The organism is Salmonella sp. 32031103-2018-00083-FB-01-SM-01, from assembly GCF_017571995.1.
GTDB classification, from domain to species: Bacteria; Pseudomonadota; Gammaproteobacteria; order Enterobacterales; family Enterobacteriaceae; genus Salmonella; species Salmonella enterica.
Map to the genome: position 1 here is coordinate 169628 of NZ_JAGEQL010000007.1, position 21965 is coordinate 191592.

General features: G+C 53.7%; 20 protein-coding genes, 1 tRNA gene and 1 riboswitch. Of the genes, 9 read left to right on the forward strand and 12 right to left on the reverse strand.

All coding sequences use genetic code 11. The features are described 5' to 3' along the window. Positions 1-23 precede the first annotated feature (23 nt). Positions 24-99: transfer RNA gene (locus tag J4614_RS19430), tRNA-Ile, on the reverse strand. Positions 100-224: 125 nt separating this feature from the next. Here J4614_RS19430 and mug point away from each other — a divergent pair. Beyond that, complete coding sequence (mug, locus tag J4614_RS19435) at positions 225-731, forward strand: G/U mismatch-specific DNA glycosylase (protein ID WP_000237780.1); 507 nt, start codon at positions 225-227, stop codon at positions 729-731. Between the two features lie 56 nt (positions 732-787). Here mug and J4614_RS19440 read toward each other — a convergent pair whose 3' ends face one another. The 4 genes from J4614_RS19440 to rpsU all read right to left on the reverse strand — a co-directional run bounded on the left by J4614_RS19440 (position 788) and on the right by rpsU (position 5604). After that, positions 788-1351, reverse strand: coding sequence for an NADAR family protein (locus J4614_RS19440; protein WP_001183951.1), 564 nt, complete (start codon positions 1349-1351; stop codon positions 788-790). Positions 1352-1410: 59 nt separating this feature from the next. Beyond that, positions 1411-3393 (reverse strand): RNA polymerase sigma factor RpoD, encoded by a 1983-nt coding sequence (gene rpoD / locus J4614_RS19445; RefSeq protein ID WP_001120159.1) that lies wholly within the window; start codon positions 3391-3393, stop codon positions 1411-1413. Positions 3394-3407: 14 nt separating this feature from the next. Continuing rightward, on the reverse strand, positions 3408-5153 hold the full coding sequence (dnaG, locus tag J4614_RS19450; protein WP_138020080.1) for a DNA primase: 1746 nt from the start codon (positions 5151-5153) through the stop codon (positions 3408-3410). Between the two features lie 235 nt (positions 5154-5388). After that, positions 5389-5604 (reverse strand): 30S ribosomal protein S21, encoded by a 216-nt coding sequence (gene rpsU / locus J4614_RS19455; RefSeq protein WP_001144069.1) that lies wholly within the window; start codon positions 5602-5604, stop codon positions 5389-5391. Between the two features lie 227 nt (positions 5605-5831). Between rpsU and tsaD the strand changes: the two genes are divergently transcribed. Beyond that, on the forward strand, positions 5832-6845 hold the full coding sequence (tsaD, locus tag J4614_RS19460; protein ID WP_138020081.1) for a tRNA (adenosine(37)-N6)-threonylcarbamoyltransferase complex transferase subunit TsaD: 1014 nt from the start codon (positions 5832-5834) through the stop codon (positions 6843-6845). Positions 6846-7067: 222 nt separating this feature from the next. On the opposite strand, the gene plsY is transcribed toward tsaD, so the two are convergent. Next, positions 7068-7685, reverse strand: coding sequence for a glycerol-3-phosphate 1-O-acyltransferase PlsY (gene plsY / locus J4614_RS19470; protein WP_001272785.1), 618 nt, complete (start codon positions 7683-7685; stop codon positions 7068-7070). A 106-nt stretch (positions 7686-7791) separates the two neighbouring features. Between plsY and folB the strand changes: the two genes are divergently transcribed. Next, positions 7792-8151: a bifunctional dihydroneopterin aldolase/7,8-dihydroneopterin epimerase gene (folB, locus tag J4614_RS19475; protein WP_000355776.1), complete on the forward strand. Its 360-nt coding sequence runs from the start codon at positions 7792-7794 to the stop codon at positions 8149-8151. 97 nt (positions 8152-8248) lie between these two features. Further along, complete coding sequence (gene bacA / locus J4614_RS19480) at positions 8249-9070, forward strand: undecaprenyl-diphosphate phosphatase (protein WP_001281933.1); 822 nt, start codon at positions 8249-8251, stop codon at positions 9068-9070. Between the two features lie 103 nt (positions 9071-9173). On the opposite strand, the gene J4614_RS19485 is transcribed toward bacA, so the two are convergent. Continuing rightward, positions 9174-10415 (reverse strand): multifunctional CCA addition/repair protein, encoded by a 1242-nt coding sequence (locus J4614_RS19485; protein WP_000708456.1) that lies wholly within the window; start codon positions 10413-10415, stop codon positions 9174-9176. A 62-nt stretch (positions 10416-10477) separates the two neighbouring features. Then, positions 10478-11092 carry a TIGR04211 family SH3 domain-containing protein gene (locus tag J4614_RS19490; RefSeq protein WP_208293294.1) on the reverse strand — a complete coding sequence of 205 codons (615 nt, stop codon included), beginning with the start codon at positions 11090-11092 and terminating at the stop codon, positions 10478-10480. A 241-nt stretch (positions 11093-11333) separates the two neighbouring features. Between J4614_RS19490 and J4614_RS19495 the strand changes: the two genes are divergently transcribed. From J4614_RS19495 to hldE, 3 genes are all read left to right on the forward strand, one after another. Next, positions 11334-12635 (forward strand): inorganic triphosphatase, encoded by a 1302-nt coding sequence (locus tag J4614_RS19495; RefSeq protein ID WP_208293295.1) that lies wholly within the window; start codon positions 11334-11336, stop codon positions 12633-12635. 117 nt (positions 12636-12752) lie between these two features. Then, positions 12753-15596: a bifunctional [glutamate--ammonia ligase]-adenylyl-L-tyrosine phosphorylase/[glutamate--ammonia-ligase] adenylyltransferase gene (glnE, locus tag J4614_RS19500; RefSeq protein ID WP_061377846.1), complete on the forward strand. Its 2844-nt coding sequence runs from the start codon at positions 12753-12755 to the stop codon at positions 15594-15596. Positions 15597-15643: 47 nt separating this feature from the next. Next, on the forward strand, positions 15644-17077 hold the full coding sequence (gene hldE / locus J4614_RS19505; RefSeq protein WP_000867680.1) for a bifunctional D-glycero-beta-D-manno-heptose-7-phosphate kinase/D-glycero-beta-D-manno-heptose 1-phosphate adenylyltransferase HldE: 1434 nt from the start codon (positions 15644-15646) through the stop codon (positions 17075-17077). Positions 17078-17236: 159 nt separating this feature from the next. On the opposite strand, the gene J4614_RS19510 is transcribed toward hldE, so the two are convergent. The 3 genes from J4614_RS19510 to J4614_RS19520 all read right to left on the reverse strand — a co-directional run bounded on the left by J4614_RS19510 (position 17237) and on the right by J4614_RS19520 (position 19854). Continuing rightward, positions 17237-17296, reverse strand: coding sequence for a type I toxin-antitoxin system Ibs family toxin (locus J4614_RS19510; protein ID WP_111754053.1), 60 nt, complete (start codon positions 17294-17296; stop codon positions 17237-17239). 239 nt (positions 17297-17535) lie between these two features. Continuing rightward, positions 17536-19215, reverse strand: a complete 1680-nt coding sequence (locus J4614_RS19515) for a flotillin family protein (RefSeq protein ID WP_000342883.1) — start codon at positions 19213-19215, stop codon at positions 17536-17538. A gap of 18 nt (positions 19216-19233) precedes the next feature. After that, entirely contained in the window at positions 19234-19854 is a 621-nt protein-coding gene (locus J4614_RS19520) for an OB-fold-containig protein (protein WP_061377842.1), read from the reverse strand. A gap of 257 nt (positions 19855-20111) precedes the next feature. Here J4614_RS19520 and glgS point away from each other — a divergent pair, with 257 nt between their 5' ends. Beyond that, entirely contained in the window at positions 20112-20321 is a 210-nt protein-coding gene (glgS, locus tag J4614_RS19525) for a cell surface composition regulator GlgS (RefSeq protein ID WP_000928927.1), read from the forward strand. 73 nt (positions 20322-20394) lie between these two features. On the opposite strand, the gene ubiK is transcribed toward glgS, so the two are convergent. Further along, entirely contained in the window at positions 20395-20691 is a 297-nt protein-coding gene (gene ubiK / locus J4614_RS19530) for a ubiquinone biosynthesis accessory factor UbiK (protein ID WP_000566824.1), read from the reverse strand. 132 nt (positions 20692-20823) lie between these two features. Next, a riboswitch (FMN riboswitch) is annotated at positions 20824-21022 on the forward strand. Positions 21023-21127: 105 nt separating this feature from the next. Between ubiK and ribB the strand changes: the two genes are divergently transcribed. After that, positions 21128-21781, forward strand: coding sequence for a 3,4-dihydroxy-2-butanone-4-phosphate synthase (ribB, locus tag J4614_RS19535; RefSeq protein WP_001076978.1), 654 nt, complete (start codon positions 21128-21130; stop codon positions 21779-21781). The last annotated feature ends 184 nt before the right edge of the window (positions 21782-21965 follow it).

Here is a 21965-nt window from a genome sequence, read left to right on the forward strand (position 1 = left end):
TATATGATTTTAAAGCTAAAATTTGGTGGCCCCTGCTGGACTTGAACCAGCGACCAAGCGATTATGAGTCGCCTGCTCTAACCACTGAGCTAAGGGGCCGTGGCGGTGGATTATAATGTAACTTTACGCTGTAATCCAGCCGTAACCGTGCGGGTGCTGTTTTTATAAACAATGTGTTTTCAACCCGTTATACTTAAAGTACGTTGTATTGCTCAGGAGTAATAATGGTTAAGGACATACTGGCGCCAGGGCTACGGGTGGTTTTTTGCGGCATCAATCCGGGACTCTCCTCGGCGAATACCGGCTTTCCGTTTGCGCATCCCGCGAATCGTTTTTGGAAAGTTATTCATTTGGCCGGTTTTACCGATCGACAGTTGAAACCGGAAGAGGCGGAAAAATTACTGGATTTTCGCTGCGGGGTAACGAAACTCGTCGATCGACCGACGGTACAAGCGACTGAGGTGAAGTTGCATGAATTACGTAGCGGCGGACGCAACCTGATTGAAAAAATAGAGGACTACCAGCCCGCAGCGCTGGCGGTGCTTGGTAAACAGGCTTTTGAACAGGGATTCAGCCAGCGCGGCACACAGTGGGGAAAACAAACGCACACCATTGGCGCGACGCAAATTTGGGTGTTGCCAAATCCGAGTGGTTTGAGTCGCGTTTCACTTGAGAAGCTGGTGGAAGCATATCACGAGCTGGACCAGGCGCTGGTGATGCGGGGCTTGTGAAGTACAGTGTAACGAAGTTATGAGTGGGCAAAGCACCGCTCCTCACAGATACGGATTTATTCTTCCGCCAAACGGTCTCTGACTACCATAAGCGCAAATCCCAGCAGATTTTTCCCCTTCCAGTGAGATGGCACACCGGCATGGGGATGATCTTTTGCAAGGCCAATTCCCCAGATTTTATCCACCGGACTGGCTTCAACCAGAATGCGAGGCTGCGTATTTAGCAAGAATGTTTTTAATGCCGAATGTTGGCTAAATTTGTGATAATTCCCCTCACTGACCAGCTCAAAGCAGCAGTCTTGCCAGCGTTGTTCATCAAAGTTTGTCACCTGTCGCCCCAGCTTTTTTGCTTCAGCCGGGGTTGCCGCTGCCAGAATTCTGGCAAGTGTTTTACTGTCGTTAAACAGCCGCGCTTTTCCTGCCATCATCCAGTGTTCTGCGGTGGCGTAAGTTATACCATCATAGGTAAAAGGTGAACCCTGCCACCACTGACTAAAGCAAGAGGCGGTAATTTCGTTATTCGCGGCAGGTTGATGACCCCAGAACCACAGATATTTCACTTTTTTCCCGGCATCGAGAGCGGAAAGAAGGGCGGGGAGAGAATAGTATCCTTGCTGCATTGCCAGATTTCCTTAATAAAAAAGCCCTCACGATGGAGGGCTTATGCACATATTTACAATTAATCGTCGAGGAAGCTGCGCAGCACTTCAGAACGGCTCGGGTGGCGCAGTTTACGCAGCGCCTTCGCTTCGATCTGACGGATACGTTCGCGGGTAACATCGAACTGTTTACCCACTTCTTCCAGCGTGTGGTCGGTGTTCATATCGATACCGAAACGCATACGCAGCACTTTCGCTTCACGAGCGGTCAGGCCAGCCAAAACGTCGTGAGTGGCGGCGCGCAGGCTCTCGGTAGTGGCAGAGTCCAGCGGCAGCTCGAGGGTGGTATCCTCGATGAAATCACCCAGATGCGAATCTTCATCGTCGCCGATCGGCGTTTCCATGGAGATAGGCTCTTTGGCGATTTTCAGCACTTTGCGGATCTTATCTTCCGGCATCAGCATCCGTTCAGCCAGCTCTTCCGGCGTCGGCTCGCGGCCCATCTCTTGCAGCATCTGGCGAGAAATACGGTTGAGCTTGTTGATGGTCTCAATCATATGCACCGGAATACGGATGGTGCGCGCCTGATCCGCGATAGAGCGGGTGATCGCCTGACGGATCCACCAGGTAGCGTAGGTGGAGAACTTGTAGCCGCGGCGGTATTCAAACTTATCTACCGCTTTCATCAGACCGATGTTGCCTTCCTGAATCAGGTCAAGGAACTGCAAGCCACGGTTGGTGTATTTCTTAGCGATAGAAATAACCAGACGTAAGTTCGCTTCAACCATCTCTTTCTTCGCACGGCGGGCTTTCGCTTCCCCGATGGACATGCGACGGTTGATGTCTTTCACCTGTTCGATGGTCAGACCGGTCTCTTCTTCAATCTGCCGCAGTTTTTGCAGGCAGCGTTGCACTTCTTCCGCGACATCGTGCAGTTTTTCCGACCACGGTTTGTTCATCGCGATAGCGGCATTGAACCAGGTTTCGCTGGTTTCGTTACCGGTAAACAGCGTGATAAAGTTCTTCTTCGGCATTTTGCACTGCTCGACGCAGAGCTTCATGATCAGACGTTCCTGGGTACGCACGCGATCCATCATCACGCGCATACTGTTGACCAGATAGTCGAATTGCTTCGGTACCAGACGGAACTGTTTGAACACTTCAGACAGCTTCAGAATCTCTTCCTGCGCGGCAGCATGGCTGCGGCCTTTCGCTTTGATGGTGTCGCGCGTAACGACGTATTGCGCGCGCAGCTCAGCGAATTTTTCGCGTGCCAGTTCAGGGTCAATGCTGTTGTCGTCATCGGCGGCGTCATCGTCGCCGTCTTCTTCATCTTCGTCTTCGTCATCATCCAGGTCTTCCTGGGAGAGTTCAGAACCGACGTGAGTTGCGGTCGGCGCCATCTCTTCTTCCGCGTTCGGATCGACAAAGCCGGTGATAAGATCGGACAAACGAGCCTCTTCAGCCTCAACGCGATCGTACTGTTCCAGCAGATAGGTAATGGCTTCCGGGTATTCGGCAACGGAGCATTGAACCTGGTTGATCCCGTCTTCGATACGTTTAGCGATGTCGATTTCGCCTTCCCGGGTCAACAGTTCAACAGTGCCCATTTCACGCATATACATGCGTACCGGGTCAGTCGTACGACCGATTTCAGACTCAACACTGGACAGAACTTGTGCAGCAGCTTCTTCCGCATCTTCATCGGTGCTGGTGGTATTTTCAGCCAGCAGCAGATCATCGGCATCAGGCGCTTCTTCCATTACCTGAATACCCATGTCGTTGATCATTTGGATGATATCTTCAATTTGATCTGAATCGACGATATCTTCCGGCAGATGGTCATTGACCTCAGCATAGGTCAGATAGCCTTGCTCCTTACCACGGGTGACAAGAAGTTTCAGCTGTGACTGCGGGTTTTGCTCCATAAGACGGTATCCACACTTATTCGTTTGATTGGTGTCGACGGTATAGCTGTCGACATTTAAAGCGAGGGCATACTTATATTTTGGCCGCTGCCTCTCACTGCGGCTGTCGGGGGCTTCCCGATCGATATGCGGCATTTAAGCCGTTAAATTCATTTTCTGGCCAGCTCCTGGTTTAACGTCCAGAGCTCTCGGCGTTCTTCGCTGCTTAAACCGTGAGTGCGATCGCGAGCGATCAGCTCTTCTTGTCGCAGTTGCAGCAGCGAATCAAACATATGGTTGAGTGAGTCGGTAAAGGTCTTTTCGGCAATCGCCTTATCTGCTATATCGTCCCACATCGATAATTTTTCAAGGGTCGCAGCATCATTTGTGCCACGGTAGAGTTCCAGAAGTTGTCCGGTAGTAAGACCTGGCTGAGTCAAACAAGTTTTGACCAATTCTTTAAATAAGCCAAGTCCAGGCAGCTTATTCTGATCCAGCGCGTCTAAGGGCGGCACTAACGGCGCGAGATCCGGATTTTGCACCAGTAATCCTATCAGTATACGCATGGTCGTGCGTTTTAGCTGCGGAGCCGGGCGGGAAACGCCGCTTTCCGCCTGTTTTGGCACTAAACGATCAAGCTGACTATCATCGAAAATGCCTAACTTCAGCCCCAACGTCTGGCGCAGCTGAATACGGTGCGCGTCGCCAGGCACCTGATTAATGAGCGGCAGCGCCAGTGCGGCTAACTGCGTGCTGCCATCCGGCGAGCTTAAATCCACCTGCGGCAGGAGGCTATTAAACAGAAACGTAGAGAGCGGCTGCGCCTGCTCCATCCGCGCTTCGAAAGCCGCCTTGCCTTCTTTACGCACCAGCGTATCCGGGTCTTCGCCGTCAGGTAAAAACATAAAGCGTACCTGCCGACCATCGGTCATATAAGGCATTGCTGTTTCCAGCGCTCTCCAGGCGGCATCACGGCCAGCCCGGTCGCCGTCGTAACAGCAAATTACGTTGTTCGTCGCCCGGAATAACATATGCATATGGTCTGCCGTGGTTGAGGTACCCAGCGAAGCAACCGCATAGTTAATGTCGTATTGCGCTAGTGCGACGACATCCATATAACCTTCGACCACAAGCAAGCGTTGCGGTTCAGCACTATATTGCTGAGCCTCATAAAGACCATATAGCTGGCGGCCTTTATGGAAAATGTCCGTTTCCGGAGAGTTAAGGTATTTCGGCGTGTCGTTCCCCAGAACTCGACCGCCAAAACCAATCACCCTGCCGCGTTTGTCCCGAATAGGGAACATGACCCGATTACGGAAACGATCGTAAGTGCTGCCCTGCTCGTTATTGACCAGCATTCCGGCATCCAGCAACAATGCCTTGTTATCGCTGTTATTACCGAAGCGCTTTAACGCGTTATCCCAACCAGGCGGCGCGAAGCCAATGGCGAAACGCTGAATAATTTCAGCGCTCAGACCGCGCTTTTGCAGATAGTCACGCGCAGGTTTTGCCGCAGGATGGGTAAGCGACTGTTGATAAAAGTCATTCAGACCATTCATCAACTGATAGAGGTTTTGCCGTTGATGGCGCTCTATCTGGCTAAGCCCGGTGCCTGCTTCATAGGGAATTTCCAGGTTATGCATGGCCGCTAATTCTTCGACGGTTTCGACAAATTCGAGCTTGTCGTAATTCATCAAAAAGTCGATCGCATTGCCATGCGCGCCGCATCCAAAGCAGTGATAAAACTGTTTTTCACCGTTTACGGTGAAAGAAGGGGTTTTCTCATTATGGAATGGACAACACGCGTGATAGTTCTTGCCCTGTTTCTTGAGTTTTACGCGCACGTCGATCAGATCGACGATATCGGTTCTCGCCAGCAGGTCATTAATGAATACGCGTGGGATTCGTCCAGCCATATGCCCCTTTTATACACGTCATTCTTCAGGCTGCCGTAGTGTTGGCTACGTTCGCTCACCCCTGTCGCTGACTTGCGTAAGCGCCGGGGACTTGCTCTCTTGCCGCCTGGACGCAGCATGAATGATTTTGTGTATATGCTAATGCATAAACGAAAACAAGCCGCGCATTCCTTTCGGAAGCACGGCCTTACAACTACAACTCGATCTGAATTGAGAGCAGCCCGCTCTCAAAAGATTAGTACAGACGAGTACGGCGTGCGTTTTCGCGAGCCAGTTTCTTCGCGTGACGTTTCACTGCAGAAGCTTTAGCGCGCTTACGTTCGGTCGTCGGTTTTTCATAGAACTCACGACGACGAACTTCCGCCAGAACACCTGCTTTTTCGCAGGAACGCTTGAAGCGACGCAGAGCTACGTCGAACGGCTCGTTTTCACGTACTTTAATTACCGGCATGTGCCTCTCACCTTTGATTAATTCGGTTTGCCGCTGGCATCAACGCCAGCTTATTTCAAAATGGTGCGGAATTTTACTGCAATTGCTGCTGCTTTGTAAAGCACCGCGGCCTTTTTTGAAAGGGACTTTTATAAGGTGAGGGAGTATACACGAAGTCGGGACTGAGGGTATACATCCACCCGCATTCGACCTACACTGCGCGGTATTAGAGCGAGGTAAAACAAGTCATGCGTGTACTGGGTATTGAAACATCCTGCGATGAAACCGGCATCGCTATTTACGACGACAAAAAAGGTCTGTTAGCCAACCAATTGTATAGTCAGGTGAAATTACATGCTGACTACGGCGGCGTAGTGCCTGAACTGGCTTCCCGCGATCATGTGCGTAAAACCGTGCCGCTGATTCAGGCGGCATTAAAAGAAGCCGGTCTGACGGCGAGCGATATCGACGCGGTGGCCTATACCGCAGGCCCGGGCCTGGTCGGCGCGCTGCTGGTCGGCGCAACCGTCGGGCGTTCGCTGGCATTTGCCTGGACTGTGCCGGCCATTTCTGTACACCATATGGAAGGTCATCTGCTGGCGCCGATGCTGGAAGATAACCCTCCGGATTTCCCGTTTGTGGCGCTACTGGTCTCCGGCGGACATACGCAGCTCATTAGCGTGACCGGAATCGGTCAGTACGAACTGCTGGGAGAGTCGATTGATGATGCCGCTGGTGAAGCGTTTGATAAAACCGCCAAATTGTTGGGGCTGGATTATCCTGGCGGCCCGATGCTGTCGAAAATGGCGTCGCAGGGGACGGCGGGACGCTTTGTCTTTCCGCGCCCGATGACCGATCGCCCGGGGCTGGATTTTAGTTTTTCCGGTCTGAAAACCTTTGCCGCTAACACCATTCGTAGTAATGGCGACGACGAACAAACTCGCGCTGATATCGCGCGCGCTTTTGAAGATGCGGTCGTGGATACGCTGATGATCAAGTGCAAGCGCGCGCTGGAAAGCACCGGTTTTAAGCGTCTGGTCATGGCGGGCGGCGTCAGCGCTAACCGCACGCTGCGCGCGAAGCTTGCCGAAATGATGCAAAAACGCCGCGGCGAAGTGTTCTATGCGCGTCCGGAGTTTTGTACTGACAACGGGGCGATGATCGCCTATGCCGGAATGGTGCGGTTTAAGGCGGGCGTTACGGCGGATCTTGGCGTAACGGTACGTCCGCGCTGGCCGCTGGCCGAGCTGCCGGCGGCGTAAAAGCGGAAAAAGGGGGCGACATCATGCCGCCCCAACGGGTTTACAGAAAAACGACGGGCATCCACAACAGCCCGGTGACGATCAGCAGCACCAGGAAAATCAGGCCGAAAATCGCGCCTAACCACGCCAATGGTGGAAGAGTGACGCGCGGCGGATTCGATATGTACGCCTATCACCGAGCTATTTATCCGGCGATGCGCAGGCACGGCATAGCGTAAAAAACTACTCCGAATCTTTCTGGCGTTTCTTTTTCAGCTTCGTCCAGATTTTCGTCTCCTGGCGACGCCACAGACGCTGGATGTTGTCATGATGGCGCAGCAAAATGAGACATGACAGCATCGACACCGGGAAAGTGAACTGCGGTTTAAACCACCAGACGTAAAACGGCGCAATCAAGGCGCTGACAATCGCCCCTAACGATGAATAACCGCTTAACAGGACCGTCAACAGCCAGGTGCCTGCCATGACGCCGGTTAAATCCCAGCCGATGGGCGCAATGGCGCCAAACGCGGTTGCTACGCCTTTCCCGCCTTTAAAGCCAAAAAAGACCGGCCAGATATGCCCCAGACAGGCGGCGATAGCGATAAGCCCGAGCCAGAAAGGGGTAACGCCTAACGCATACGCGCCCCAGACGGGCAACATGCCTTTAAGGATGTCAAAAATAAGTACCGCGACAGCCGCTCCCTTGCCACCGATTCGTAATACGTTCGTCGCGCCCGGGTTGCCGGAGCCGCTTTCACGCGGATCGGGCAGCCCGGCGATGCGGCAAACCAGAATGGCACTGGAAATTGAGCCGCAGAGGTACGCGAAGAGGATCATTCCAGGCGCGATTGCACTCATAAGCTGTTCCGTATTGAAAGTGTCGTTTTATTTACTATTTCTGTGGATAATACGCACATTTCGCCGGAAGTGGTATCCGGGTTAGCCAAAAAGCAGGCAGGTCGTGATGGATATTGTATTTATAGAGCAACTTTCGGTAATCACCACTATCGGTGTTTACGACTGGGAACAGACTATCGAGCAAAAACTGGTGTTCGATATCGAAATGGCGTGGGATAACCGTAAGTCGGCGAAAAGCGATGATGTCGCAGATTGTCTAAGTTACGCGGATATCGCCGACACGGTGATAAATCATGTCGAAGGCGGGCGTTTTGCTCTGGTCGAGCGCGTGGCGGAAGAGGTGGCGGATCTGCTGCTTAGCCGATTTAATTCTCCGTGGGTTCGCATCAAACTGAGCAAGCCTGGCGCCGTCGCGCGCGCGGCGAACGTAGGGGTAATTATTGAGCGTGGCAATAATCTGAAATAAAAATAAATAATTTTATATTTTTTAAACCAAACGGTTATATATGGGGTCTTAACGCGAGATCCATTTTTGCAGTGTTTTTCATTTTAGGGGTTTATTGATGAGCGATATGCACTCGCTGCTGATAGCGGCAATTTTGGGTGTGGTCGAAGGATTGACGGAGTTTTTGCCGGTATCCAGCACGGGCCATATGATTATTGTGGGTCATCTGCTGGGGTTTGAAGGCGATACGGCCAAGACATTCGAAGTGGTGATTCAACTTGGATCTATTCTGGCGGTCGTGGTGATGTTCTGGCGGCGGTTGTTTGGTCTCATCGGTATTCACTTTGGCCGCCCGCTACAGCGTGAAGGTGAAAGTAAAGGTCGATTAACGTTGATTCACATCCTGCTGGGCATGATTCCGGCGGTGGTGCTGGGGTTAGTCTTTCATGACACGATCAAGTCGCTATTTAACCCGATTAACGTGATGTACGCGCTGGTGGTAGGCGGTCTGTTGCTGATTGCCGCCGAGTGCCTGAAGCCGAAAGAACCGCGCGCGCCGGGGCTGGATGATATGACGTATCGTCAGGCGTTTATGATTGGCTGTTTCCAGTGTCTGGCGCTGTGGCCGGGCTTCTCGCGTTCCGGAGCGACCATTTCCGGTGGGATGCTGATGGGCGTCAGCCGTTACGCCGCCTCTGAGTTCTCGTTCTTACTGGCTGTGCCGATGATGATGGGCGCAACGGTTCTGGATCTCTACAAAAGTTGGTCATTCCTGACCGCAGCGGATATTCCGATGTTCGCGGTGGGCTTTGTGACGGCGTTTGTGGTGGCGCTGATCGCCATCAAGACCTTCCTGCAACTGATTAAGCGTATCTCGTTTATTCCGTTTGCGATTTACCGCTTTGTGGTGGCGGCTGCCGTTTACGTTGTCTTCTTCTGATGATTGACCTGCCGGATGGCGGCGTACCGCCTTGTCCGGCCTAACTGTTTTGTCGGTCTGATAAGCGCAGCGCCATCAGGCAATTTAGTGTGCTGGATGGCGTTTAACTGGCGGGGTTCGGGCAGCGTTTCTCTTTCCAGTTGGCGACCGCTGCGATTCGTCGCTTCGTCAGCTCCTCGCGAATCTCAATGCCCTTAAATCCGGCCTCCACCACCTCTTTCGTCGATACCGCTTGGGCCACCTGCCAGGCTTCGCGCAGCCAGCGCCCCTGCGGGTAATCCGACGCTTCAAATCCGGTACGTCCACGGACATCGGCTTCGCTGGTCAGCGCAATCTGCTCGACGCGCTGCGGTTTACGCCATGCATCAATGGCGTCAAACAGCTTAACGATCGTTTTCGGCTGGAGTATCGGAAAGGTGTGGATCAGATCGTGGTATTCGGCGACCAGTTTAGCTAAATCACGCAGGTCATTGGGGACGCGCAAACGCTGGCATAACTGTTCGACCAGTTTCACGCCCGCCGGGCCGTGGCCATGATGGCGCGGCCAGAGGTTTTTCGGCGTTAAGCCTTTGCCCAGATCATGACAAAGCGTGGCGAAACGGACATCAAGCTGCGGACTGAGCATAGCGGCCATCGACAGCGTCATCAGCGTATGAACTCCGGTATCAATTTCCGGATGCCACTTTGCCGGCGCGGGTACGCCAAACAGGGCGTCGATTTCCGGAAACAGGACGCGCAGGGCGCCGCAGTCGCGCAATACCTGGAAGTAAACCTGCGGATTGCGGGTGGTAAGCGCATTTTCCGTCTCTTTCCATACCCGTTCCGGCGTCAGATGTTCCAGCTCGCCTGCCGCGGTCATGTCGCGCATTAGCGACAGTGTTTCATCGGCGATACGGAAACTCAGATGAGCGTAACGGGCGGCAAAACGCGCCACGCGCAATACGCGCAAGGGATCTTCGCCAAACGCGGGAGAGACATGGCGCAGTAGACGCGCCTCCAGATCCCGGCGCCCGTGGTAAGGGTCGATAATCTGGCCGTCATCGTCGCGCGCCAGAGCATTAATGGTCAGATCGCGACGCTGGAGATCGGCTTCCAGGGTAACGTCCGGCGCGGCATAACAGGTGAAGCCCGTGTAGCCGGAACCGGATTTACGCTCGGTACGCGCCAGCGCGTATTCTTCGTGAGTTTGCGGATGGAGAAACACAGGAAAATCACGGCCTACCTGCTGGTAGCCCGCATCAAGCATCTCCTGCGGCGTGGCGCCGACAACGACCCAATCTTTATCTTTAACCGGTAGCCCTAACAACGCATCCCGAACCGCACCACCGACCAGATAAATCTTCACGCCACTTTCCTTTTAAAAACGATCATCCTCTAATGATAAGACAGTGCCGCAGAGAAGGCGATTTAGTTCATCCAGCGGTCTTTGCGTTTACGGCTTGGGATCATATGCGGCAGCACCAGCCCTAACAGCAAGCCAATACCCAATACGCCGCCGCCATACATAAACCACTGCATAATAATGGTGCGCTGTTTGTCATCCAGCTGCAGATTCGCGGCGCTAACTTTTTTCTGCGCGACAATCAGCTCGTTTTTCAGCTTCTGGTTCTCTTCTTTTAGCCCGTTGATGACGCTGTCGCTTTGCGCCACTTTCTGCTGCATATCGGCGGTGCGCTGATTCCACGCGGTATCAATATTGTTGAGTTTATCGGTCAACGTTTTGACCTGATTTTCCAGATCCGGCACGCGGGTACGCAGGCTTGGCGTGGTATTCAGTTCTTTTAACGGTATCCAGGCAGTACGACCAGAACTGTCTTTGATTTGACCATAGTTGGCATCGCTCTGTAAGAGCGTGACTTCCTCGCCGGCGTTGACGGTACCCACAAGGCGATAATTATCTCCCGGACCGCTGCGGACCCAGGTATTCAGTTCATCAGAAACGTAACGCGTCTCTTCAGCATGAGAGACGGCGGTGGCGCTAAGCGCAAGTAAAGTTAGTCCAATCAGGCGTAATTTTGGCATCAGGCTGTCGTTATTGTCAGAGAAAGTGGAACGATAGTAACGGCATCAGTGTCGCTACGCAAAGCAGTCGACATCAATCGGAATCATCTGTGTCGCCTTTGCCGCTACGTCAAACTTTTACGCCCGTCAAATTGCTCGTTGCATGGCAATTTGGCGCAAAATACTATCTACTGACAAAAATAATGCGGGTAAGTTCGCCAAGAATCTTCCCAGATGTGACATAACCCATAAGTACAAGGCCATGGCTCAGGAAATCGAATTAAAGTTTATCGTCAATCACGACGCCGTAGATGCGCTGCGAAATCATCTTCATACGCTCGGCGGTGAGCATCATGCGCCCAGCCAGTTGCTGAATATCTACTTCGAAACGCCTGATAACTGGCTACGCCGCCATGATATGGGGCTACGTATTCGTGGTGAAAATGGGCGCTATGAAATGACCATGAAAATTGCCGGCCGGGTAACGGGCGGGCTGCACCAGCGACCCGAATACAATGTCGCGCTAAGCGAACCCGTGCTGGATCTGACGCAACTTCCGGCGGAGGTCTGGCCGGATGGCAACCTGCCCGCCGGCCTGGCATCAAGCGTACAGCCGCTGTTCAGTACCGATTTTTACCGGGAAAAATGGTGTCTGGACGTTGACGGCAGCAGGATTGAAATTGCGCTCGATCTCGGCGACGTAAAAGCGGGCGAGTTTGCCGAACCGATTTGTGAGCTGGAGCTTGAGTTGCTTCGCGGCGATACGCGCGCCGTGTTAAAACTGGCGAAGCAACTGCTGTCGCAAACCGGTTTGCGTCAGGGCAGTCTGAGTAAGGCGGCGCGAGGTTATCACCTGGCGCAGGGGAATGCGCCGCGAGAGAATACACCAACGGCAATTCTGCGGACTGCCGCGAAAGCCACGGTAGGGCAAGGGCTGGAGGCCTCGCTGGATCTGGCGTTGTCACAGTGGCAGTACCATGAAGAGCTCTGGCTGCGCGGCGACGAGTCGGCGAAAGAACACGTGCTGGATGCTATGGGGTTAGTGCGCCATGCCTTAATGCTCTTTGGGGGCATTGTTCCACGTAAAGCGAGCGCTCACTTACGTGATCTACTTACCCAGGCGGAAGCGACGATGACATCCGCGGTGTCCGCCGTCACAGCCGTTTATAGTACGCAAACGGCGATGGCGAAACTGGCATTGACGGAATGGCTGGTGACGAAAGCCTGGCAGCCATTTCTGGACGCGAAGGCGCAGGCCAAAATGGCCGATTCTTTTAAGCGTTTCGCCGACATTCATCTTTCTCGTCATGCTGCTGAATTAAAGAAGGTTTTTGGACAACCGCTGGGTGATAAGTATCGCGACCAGTTGCCGCGTTTGACTCGCGATATCGACAGCGTTTTACTGCTGGCCGGGTATTATGATGCGATAGTCGCGCAGGCATGGCTGGAGAACTGGCAGGGATTGCGTCACGCCATTATTACCGGGCAACGTATTGAAATTGAACATTTCCGTAATGAGGCCATTAACCAACAGCCGTTCTGGTTGCACAGCGGAAAACGATAATCAGAACCGTAGAAAGCGCCTGATGACGCTGCGCTTATCAGGCTTACGGTATGCGGACTTGTAGGCCGGATCAGGCGAAACGCCGCCATCCGGCATTATTTAAAGGATATCCCCTAAATGACGCCGCTCTCTTCACCCTTATCGCAGTACTGGCAGACCGTTGTTGAGCGCCTACCAGAAGGATTTACTGAGACATCGCTTAGCGCGCAGGCGAAGTCAGTACTTACATTTAGCGATTTTGCGCTGGATAGCGTGATAGCGCATCCGGAGTGGCTTGCCGAACTGGAATCCGCATCGCCGCAGGCTGATGAATGGCGACATTATGCTGGCTGGTTACAGGAGGCGTTGGCAGGTGTCTGTGACGACGCCTCGCTGATGCATGAACTGAGGCTTTTTCGTCGTCGCATCATGGTACGCATCGCCTGGGCGCAGACGCTGTCGCTGGTGGACGATGAGACTATTTTACAACAGTTGAGCCATCTGGCGGAGACGCTCATTGTGGGGGCGCGCGACTGGCTGTATGCCGCCTGTTGCCGCGAATGGGGAACCCCCTGTAACCCGCAGGGCGTTCCGCAGCCGCTGTTGATTTTAGGCATGGGCAAGCTGGGCGGCGGCGAACTGAATTTTTCGTCTGATATCGATCTGATTTTCGCCTGGCCGGAACATGGCGAGACCCGGGGCGGACGCCGTGAACTCGATAACGCCCAGTTTTTTACGCGTCTCGGGCAGCGGCTGATCAAAGCGCTGGATCAGCCCACAATGGATGGTTTTGTCTATCGGGTGGACATGCGCCTGCGACCGTTTGGCGACAGCGGCCCGCTGGTACTGAGTTTTGCCGCGCTGGAGGATTACTATCAGGAACAAGGACGCGACTGGGAACGCTACGCCATGGTGAAAGCGCGGCTAATGGGCGATAACGACGACGCCTGGTCTCGTGAATTACGCGCCATGCTGCGGCCTTTCGTTTTCCGCCGCTATATCGATTTCAGCGTCATCCAGTCGCTACGCAATATGAAAGGGATGATCGCCCGCGAAGTGCGACGCCGCGGTTTGAAAGACAACATTAAACTTGGCGCGGGCGGTATTCGTGAAATTGAGTTTATCGTGCAGGTATTCCAGCTGATCCGCGGCGGACGCGAGCCGTCGCTACAGTCGCGTTCGTTACTGCCGACGTTGGATGCTATCGCTGCGCTGCATTTGCTGCCTGAGAATGACGTGGCGCAACTGCGCGTGGCCTATCTTTTTCTACGTCGTCTGGAGAATCTGCTGCAAAGCATCAATGACGAACAGACGCAAACGCTGCCTGCCGACGATCTGAATCGGGCGCGGCTGGCCTGGGGAATGAAGGCGGAGAATTGGCCGCAGCTTGTTGGCGAACTGACGGATCATATGGCTAATGTACGCCGCGTATTCAACGAATTAATTGGCGATGATGAAGCCGATACCCCGCAGGAGGAAGAACGTTCAGAGCCGTGGCGTGAAGTATGGCAGGATGCGCTACAGGAGGATGATTCGACGCCAGTGCTGGCGCATTTAGCCGATGAGGATCGGCGACAAGTTCTGACCCTCATCGCTGACTTCCGTAAGGAACTGGATAAACGCCCTATCGGCCCGCGCGGGCGGCAAGTGCTGGACCAACTGATGCCGCACCTGCTTGCTGACGTTTGTTCCCGCGAAGACGCCGCTGTTACGCTATCGCGGATAACGCCGTTGCTGGCGGGGATTGTCACTCGCACCACCTATCTGGAGCTGCTGAGCGAATTTCCCGGCGCGCTGAAACACCTGATTATGCTCTGCGCCGCTTCGCCAATGATAGCGAGCCAATTGGCGCGTTATCCGTTGTTGCTTGATGAACTGCTCGACCCCGGCACGCTTTATCAGCCGACGGCTACCGACGCTTACCGCGACGAATTACGTCAATATTTACTGCGCGTGCCGGAAGAAGACGAAGAACAACAACTGGAGGCATTACGCCAGTTTAAACAGGCACAGCTTTTGCGGATTGCGGCGGCGGATATTGCCGGTACGCTGCCGGTGATGAAAGTGAGCGATCACCTCACATGGCTGGCGGAGGCGATGATTGATGCTGTGGTGCAGCAGGCGTGGACGCAAATGGTTGCGCGTTATGGTCAGCCAGCGCATCTGGACGAGCGCCAGGGGCGGGGGTTTGCGGTTGTCGGTTATGGCAAGTTGGGCGGATGGGAGCTGGGCTACAGTTCCGATCTGGATCTCATCTTCCTGCATGACTGTCCGATGGACGTCATGACCAACGGCGAACGTGAAATCGACGGGCGGCAGTTTTATCTGCGCCTGGCGCAGCGCATTATGCATCTGTTCAGTACGCGCACCTCCTCCGGCATTTTGTATGAGGTGGATGCGCGTCTACGCCCCTCTGGCGCGGCGGGAATGCTGGTGACTTCAGCGGACGCGTTTGCCGATTATCAGCAGCATGAAGCCTGGACCTGGGAACATCAGGCGTTGGTACGCGCTCGCGTGGTATATGGCGACCCACAACTTACCTCACAGTTTGATGCGGTACGCCGCACTATCATGACGACGGCGCGCGACGGCAAGACATTGCAGACTGAAGTGCGTGAAATGCGCGAGAAAATGCGGGCGCATCTCGGCAATAAGCATCGCGATCGTTTTGATATTAAAGCTGATGAAGGCGGTATTACGGATATTGAGTTTATCGCGCAATATCTGGTACTGCGCTACGCTCATGAAAAACCTAAATTAACGCGCTGGTCTGATAACGTGCGCATCCTGGAGCTTCTGGCGCAAAACGGCATTATGGATGAACACGAAGCGCAGGCGCTGACGGTAGCCTACACCACACTGCGTGATGAACTGCACCACCTGGCGTTGCAGGAGCTTCCCGGTCATGTGGCGCAGACGTGTTTTAGCAAAGAGCGCGCGCTGGTGCAGGCAAGCTGGCGGAAGTGGCTGGTAGCCGTTTGAATTATGCTATTATCGCGCGCAAATTTTGAATCTCTCAGGAGACAGGAATGAAAGTAAATCTGCCAGCGTTTGAACGTGCAGGCGTCATGGTTGTGGGTGATGTAATGCTGGATCGCTATTGGTATGGCCCCACTTGCCGTATTTCACCGGAAGCGCCGGTGCCCGTGGTTAAGGTAAATACCGTTGAGGAACGTCCGGGCGGCGCGGCGAACGTGGCGATGAACATTGCGTCTCTGGGAGCGAACGCCCGTCTGGTCGGCCTGACGGGTATTGATGACGCCGCGCGCGCGCTGAGCAAAACGTTGGCGGAGGTCAATGTGAAGTGCGACTTCGTTTCTGTGCCGACGCATCCGACGATTACCAAACTGCGCGTACTATCACGTAATCAGCAGCTCATTCGTCTTGATTTTGAAGAAGGCTTTGAGGGCGTGGACCCGCAGCCGTTGCATGAGCGTATCAACCAGGCGCTGGGATCGATCGGCGCGCTGGTATTGTCCGATTATGCCAAAGGCGCTCTGACCAGCGTGCAGACTATGATTTCCCTGGCGCGCCAGGCGGGCGTGCCGGTGCTCATCGATCCGAAAGGAACGGATTTTGAACGTTACCGCGGCGCCACGCTGCTGACGCCAAACCTTTCTGAATTCGAGGCGGTCGCGGGGAAATGTAAAAGCGAAGACGAACTGGTTGAACGCGGCATGAAACTCATTGCCGATTACGATCTTTCCGCGCTGTTGGTCACGCGTTCCGAACAGGGAATGACGCTGCTGCAACCGAATAAAGCGCCGCTACATATGCCGACGCAGGCGCAGGAAGTTTATGATGTTACCGGTGCGGGCGATACGGTGATCGGCGTGCTGGCGGCGACGCTGGCGGCGGGAAATACCCTGGAGGAGGCGTGTTATTTCGCCAATGCGGCGGCGGGCGTAGTGGTAGGTAAACTCGGGACGTCGACGGTTTCCCCTATTGAGCTGGAAAACGCAGTGCGCGGACGCGCGGATACCGGCTTCGGCGTCATGACCGAAGAGGAGTTGAGACAGGCCGTCGCCAGCGCGCGTAAGCGTGGCGAGAAAGTGGTCATGACCAACGGCGTTTTCGATATTCTGCACGCGGGCCACGTCTCTTATCTGGCGAACGCGCGCAAACTGGGCGACCGCCTGATTGTTGCGGTCAATAGTGACGCCTCGACTAAACGTCTGAAAGGCGACAGCCGTCCGGTTAATCCGCTCGAACAGCGTATGATTGTGCTGGGCGCGCTGGAGTCGGTCGACTGGGTTGTCTCTTTTGAAGAGGATACGCCGCAACGACTGATTGCCGGTATTCTGCCGGATCTGCTGGTAAAAGGCGGCGACTATAAGCCGGAAGAGATCGCGGGCAGCGAAGAGGTCTGGGCCAACGGCGGCGAAGTCATGGTGCTGAACTTCGAAGATGGTTGTTCCACGACCAATATCATCAAAAAGATCCAGACCGAGAGCGAGAAGTAAAACCGCGACATCAGGCGTTACAGACGCGGCGGGCGCTGATTTTGAAGGCGCGTCGGACATTTTGTTTCGACGCGTATCTCGCGGTTGACGCTGCTTTTTTTTCGACCTAAAGTAAAGGAATAAGGGTGAGAGGGGATCTCTCCCCCCTCTGATTGGCTGTTAGTAAGCTGCGAAACTTATCAGTAACAGAACAATCAGTATGATGACCTGTTGCATCATAACCCTTTCCTTATTAAAGCCCCTTCCTCGGGAGGGGCTTTCCCGTTTCAGCCCCTTGCTGACATCGCGATTGTTGGTGAGTGGCCTGTCTGGCGCAAGGGCTTTCTCCCGCCGATTTTGCGTTACTGGATCGCCCACGCAAAATGGCCTGCTGGTCATAACGCTTTGTACAGACAAGGTGGAAAAAAGATAAAAAAATCCCCGGTCTTATGACCAGGGACAGGAGATATGGCGGGGGGTTATTGCTCTTTTATCGTTGCTTCGCGATTAATCTCATCCGTTGCCGATGAAACCAACGGCGTGGTCAGCGCCTTTAGCGAGCCGCCAGCGATGCCAATCTCGTTTAACAGCGAATCGATCAGCGGCGCCTGGGTACGATAGGTGAGCGCGGCAGATAAGGCTTGTTCCGCCAGGTTTCCCCCGTTAGCGCCGCCAGCGGCGACGTCGCCCGCCGTCGCGCCGCGATTGAGGCCATCGACCTGAATAATCTTAATGCCGTCGATGGATCTCATCGGTTCAACAGACTTCTCAATAACAGCAGGCAACGATTGTAAGAGCGCTAGTTTAAATTTGAGGCTGGTTTGTTCGTCAGATAGTACGTTGATAGCGTCATTCAGCGCCCGTTGCGCTTCGGCTTCCGCCAGACCTTTTTTACGCGTTGCTTCCGCCAGTTCGATGATGGCGGCGGCTTGCAATTCTGCCGCTTCTTTCTCTGCTTTTGCCCGAACGGTCAGTTCGACCGCTTTGGTTTCCGCATCCTGCGCCGCGGCGATCAGAGCGACCTGCTTGGCGCGATCCGCTTCGGCGGTCTGGCGGGTGGTTTCTACGTTTTGCTGGGCGCGAACCGCATCGGCCAGCGCGTCGTTGGCGCGCGCTTCCGCTTGCGATTGCTGCTCGGATTTGGCGGCAATGGCGATAGATTTCGTCTGGTTGGCGATTTCTGTCACCTGTTGCTGTTCGATCTCTTTAATACGTACTTCACGCTCGGCCTCAACTTTCCTGGACCGTACTGCTTGCTCACGTTCGATCTCCGTCTCCTGGATCTGCCGCTCAGCAAGAATGCGCGTCTGTTCTGCTTCACGATGGCGCTCGGCCTCAAAAGCGGCAATTTTGGCGTTTTGTTCGGCGGTGCGGGTTTTAACCTGTTGCTCCTGCTCCAGAGTCATAAAGGCTTCTTGCTGCTCGATTTCCAGCTTGCGCTCAAGCGCGTCGCGGTTCTTTTCGCGCACCGCTACTTCCACATCCTGTTCCACTTCATTACGTTCACGACGGCGGCGTTCGGTTTCCTGCGTCAGTTTCGTCAGCCCTTCGGCATCAAAGGCGTTGTTTGGATTGAAATGCTCTTTGGACGTTTGGTTAAAGTTGGTTAATGAGACGCTTTCCAGCTCCAGGCCGTTTTTCGACAAATCTTCCGCAACGGTGTTTTGTACGCCCTGAACGAAGTTTTCACGCGTGTCCTGTAGCTCATGCATCGTCATCTGGGCTGCGGTAGCGCGTAAGGCGTCAACGAATTTATCCTCAACCAGCATACGCAGATCTTCCGGCGACAGCGTTCGCTGGCCAAGCGTTTGTGCGGCGGTGGCAATACCTTCAACAGAGGGTTTTACACGCACGAAGAAAGCAACGACCACGTCAACGCGCATACGATCTTTGGTGATCAGGCTGTCGACGGTAGCACGGCTGACCTCAAGTTTTAGGGTATTCATATTGATCGGAATAATTTCGTGAAAGATTGGCATCACAATAGCGCCGCCGCTCATCACCACTTTTTGCCCGCCAAGCCCGGTACGGACAAACGCCTGTTCCGCAGATGCGCGGCGATAAAGGCGAGCAAAAATGATCCCGATAATTAGTAAGACGATAACCGCAACGATGGCGGTAAACATCCATGATGGCAATATGCCAAAAACATCATCCATTATGTAAGTTCCTCTCAATTAGACATAGAAGGTACGCTCAGCCAAATAACGCGTTGCGGAAAGTCGGCAGACAATCAGCACCTTGTCTCCTTTTTTAAATTCTTTTCCCTTTTCGGGTTCCAGCAGTAAATAGTGAATCTGGCCGAACTTATCGGTAAATTTTCCTTCGCAAGGTGTACCGGCGACGGCGGCGTGGCCGGTAATAATCGCCATGCCGCCGATAAATTCCTCTTCCCTGAGGGCGGAGCTTTCATCTCTGGGTAGCCAGGGCGCGAGGATTTTTCCGCTGTAATGCACGGCAAAGACCGACAGGACAATGCTCAACGGGACCAGCAGCAGATTGCTGAGCGGCGCTTGCCAGAGCATGATCCCGCCATGCTGGATGAGGATACCGAAGAGGCCGAAATAACCGACCAATAGACAGAGGACGACCAGTGCGGGAACGCGTCCAATATTCAGATAATGAAGCGCCTGGCCCGCAGGGCCAGATGACAGGGCGTCATAATGATCGAGATGGGCGTCGAGCGTGCCTGAAAGAAAGTGGCCAAAAATCAGAGAAATCATCTCCAGCACGCCGATAAAGAAAACGAACGCGATGGCAAACAGATAGGGGCTGTTATACTCCGCAAATAAGGTCATATTTTCTATCCTTGTCGCCGCCTTCAGAAGGGGGTTCGCGTGATAATTTTCAAGCTTGTTATTTCATTGCGTTACAATATCATGTGACCCATATCTCCTTAAGTCCGAAAAGCGATTTATCCGTCGCTATCTTTGGTGAATATTGTGATTTTGCGCATTAAATTTGCGCACGTTATGTATAAAACCGCCGTACATATAGGGAAATACTGAAATCAGAAAAAGCATATAGCCTTAACAGAATTCAATAACTGGAGGGTATGCTGATGAACAACAATAACGTCTATTCATTAAATAATTTCGATTTTCTGGCGCGCAGTTTTGCCAGAATGCAGGCGGAGGGGCGTCCTGTTGATATCCAGGCGGTAACCGGCAATATGGACGAGGAGCACCGCGACTGGTTTTGCAAGCGTTACGCGCTTTACTGCCAGCAGGCGACTCAGGCGAAAAGGTTAGAATTAGAACACTAATGCAGGCTCCCTTTACAGGTGCAGGGCATTATTCAGATCTTATATGAGCGGGCCGTCAGGCCCGTTCACGTTTTTACTCTTGTGGATCGACTGGCGGGATGGCGGGCGCAGGTTTTACTTCTTCAGGCTTGTCGCGAGCTTCCAGTTCGCTGAGGCGTTGCTCCAGCAGCGCCAGTTTTTCCCGGGTGCGCAGCAAGACCTGAGTCTGGACATCAAACTCTTCGCGGCTCACCAGATCGAGACGCGTCAGCTGAGATTGCAGCGTTTGACGGATTTTTTTCTCGATATCTTCCCCGAACTCGCGAATACCTTTCGGCATTGACTCATGAACCTGGCGTGCGATTTGCTCAATTTTTTTCGGGTCAATCATTGTGGTTTCCCTGAACTGGTAAGTGTTAGCTCTTATTGTAGTGCGATATGTGGACGCCATAAACCAGAATTGTGTGACGTCATACGGAGTAAAGGCGTTGATGAAGGTAATCAATAGCGTTATAGTTAACCCGCTTATTCTCAGGGCGGGGCGAAATTCCCCACCGGCGGTAAATCAGCGATGTTTAACGCATTTCTCATCACGGCGAGCCGTGACGGAACGCGGAGAGCAGGTTGAAAGCCCGCGAGCGCTTTTTGCCATAGCGAAAAGGTCAGCAGATCCGGTGTAATTCCGGGGCCGACGGTTAAAGTCCGGATGGGAGAGGGTAACGATCCAGTCGGGCATGGACCCGCTCACGTTATTTTTTTGCCGCTTGTCGGCACTCCTAAGACTGCCCTGATTCTGGTAACCATAATGTTAATGAGGTTTTTTTACCATGAATCAGACGCTACTTTCCTCTTTTGGTACGCCTTTTGAACGTGTTGAACTTGCACTGGATGCGCTGCGTGAAGGACGCGGTGTGATGGTGCTTGATGATGAAGATCGTGAAAACGAAGGCGATATGATTTTCCCCGCAGAGACGATGACCGTAGAACAGATGGCGTTAACCATTCGTCACGGTAGCGGTATTGTTTGCCTGTGCATTACTGAAGACCGTCGTAAGCAGCTCGACTTGCCAATGATGGTGGAAAACAACACCAGCGCCTACGGCACCGGTTTTACCGTGACCATTGAAGCCGCAGAAGGCGTGACCACCGGCGTTTCCGCCGCTGACCGTGTCACTACGGTGCGTGCGGCAATTAAGGATGGCGCAAAACCGTCCGATCTTAACCGTCCGGGGCACGTTTTCCCACTGCGCGCTCAGGCGGGCGGCGTGCTGACGCGCGGCGGTCATACGGAGGCGACCATCGATCTGATGACGCTGGCCGGTTTTAAACCTGCAGGTGTACTGTGCGAGTTGACTAACGACGATGGGACGATGGCGCGCGCGCCGGAGTGTATCGCGTTTGCAGGCCAGCATAATATGGCGGTAGTCACGATTGAAGATCTGGTGGCTTACCGCCAGGCGCATGAGCGCAAAGCCAGCTGATCGAACGGATCATGGTTGAAAAAAGCCGATGAGATGTCATCGGCTTTTTTGTATTCCTTGACCCGTCCTGAATAGCGTTGACACGTTCCAGACTTAAATCCGGAGAACGTGATGATGACTGAGTTCAAACGCACCCAACGCGATTATCCTCTATCCTTTAAAATAGCCGTCGTTGAGCAGGTCG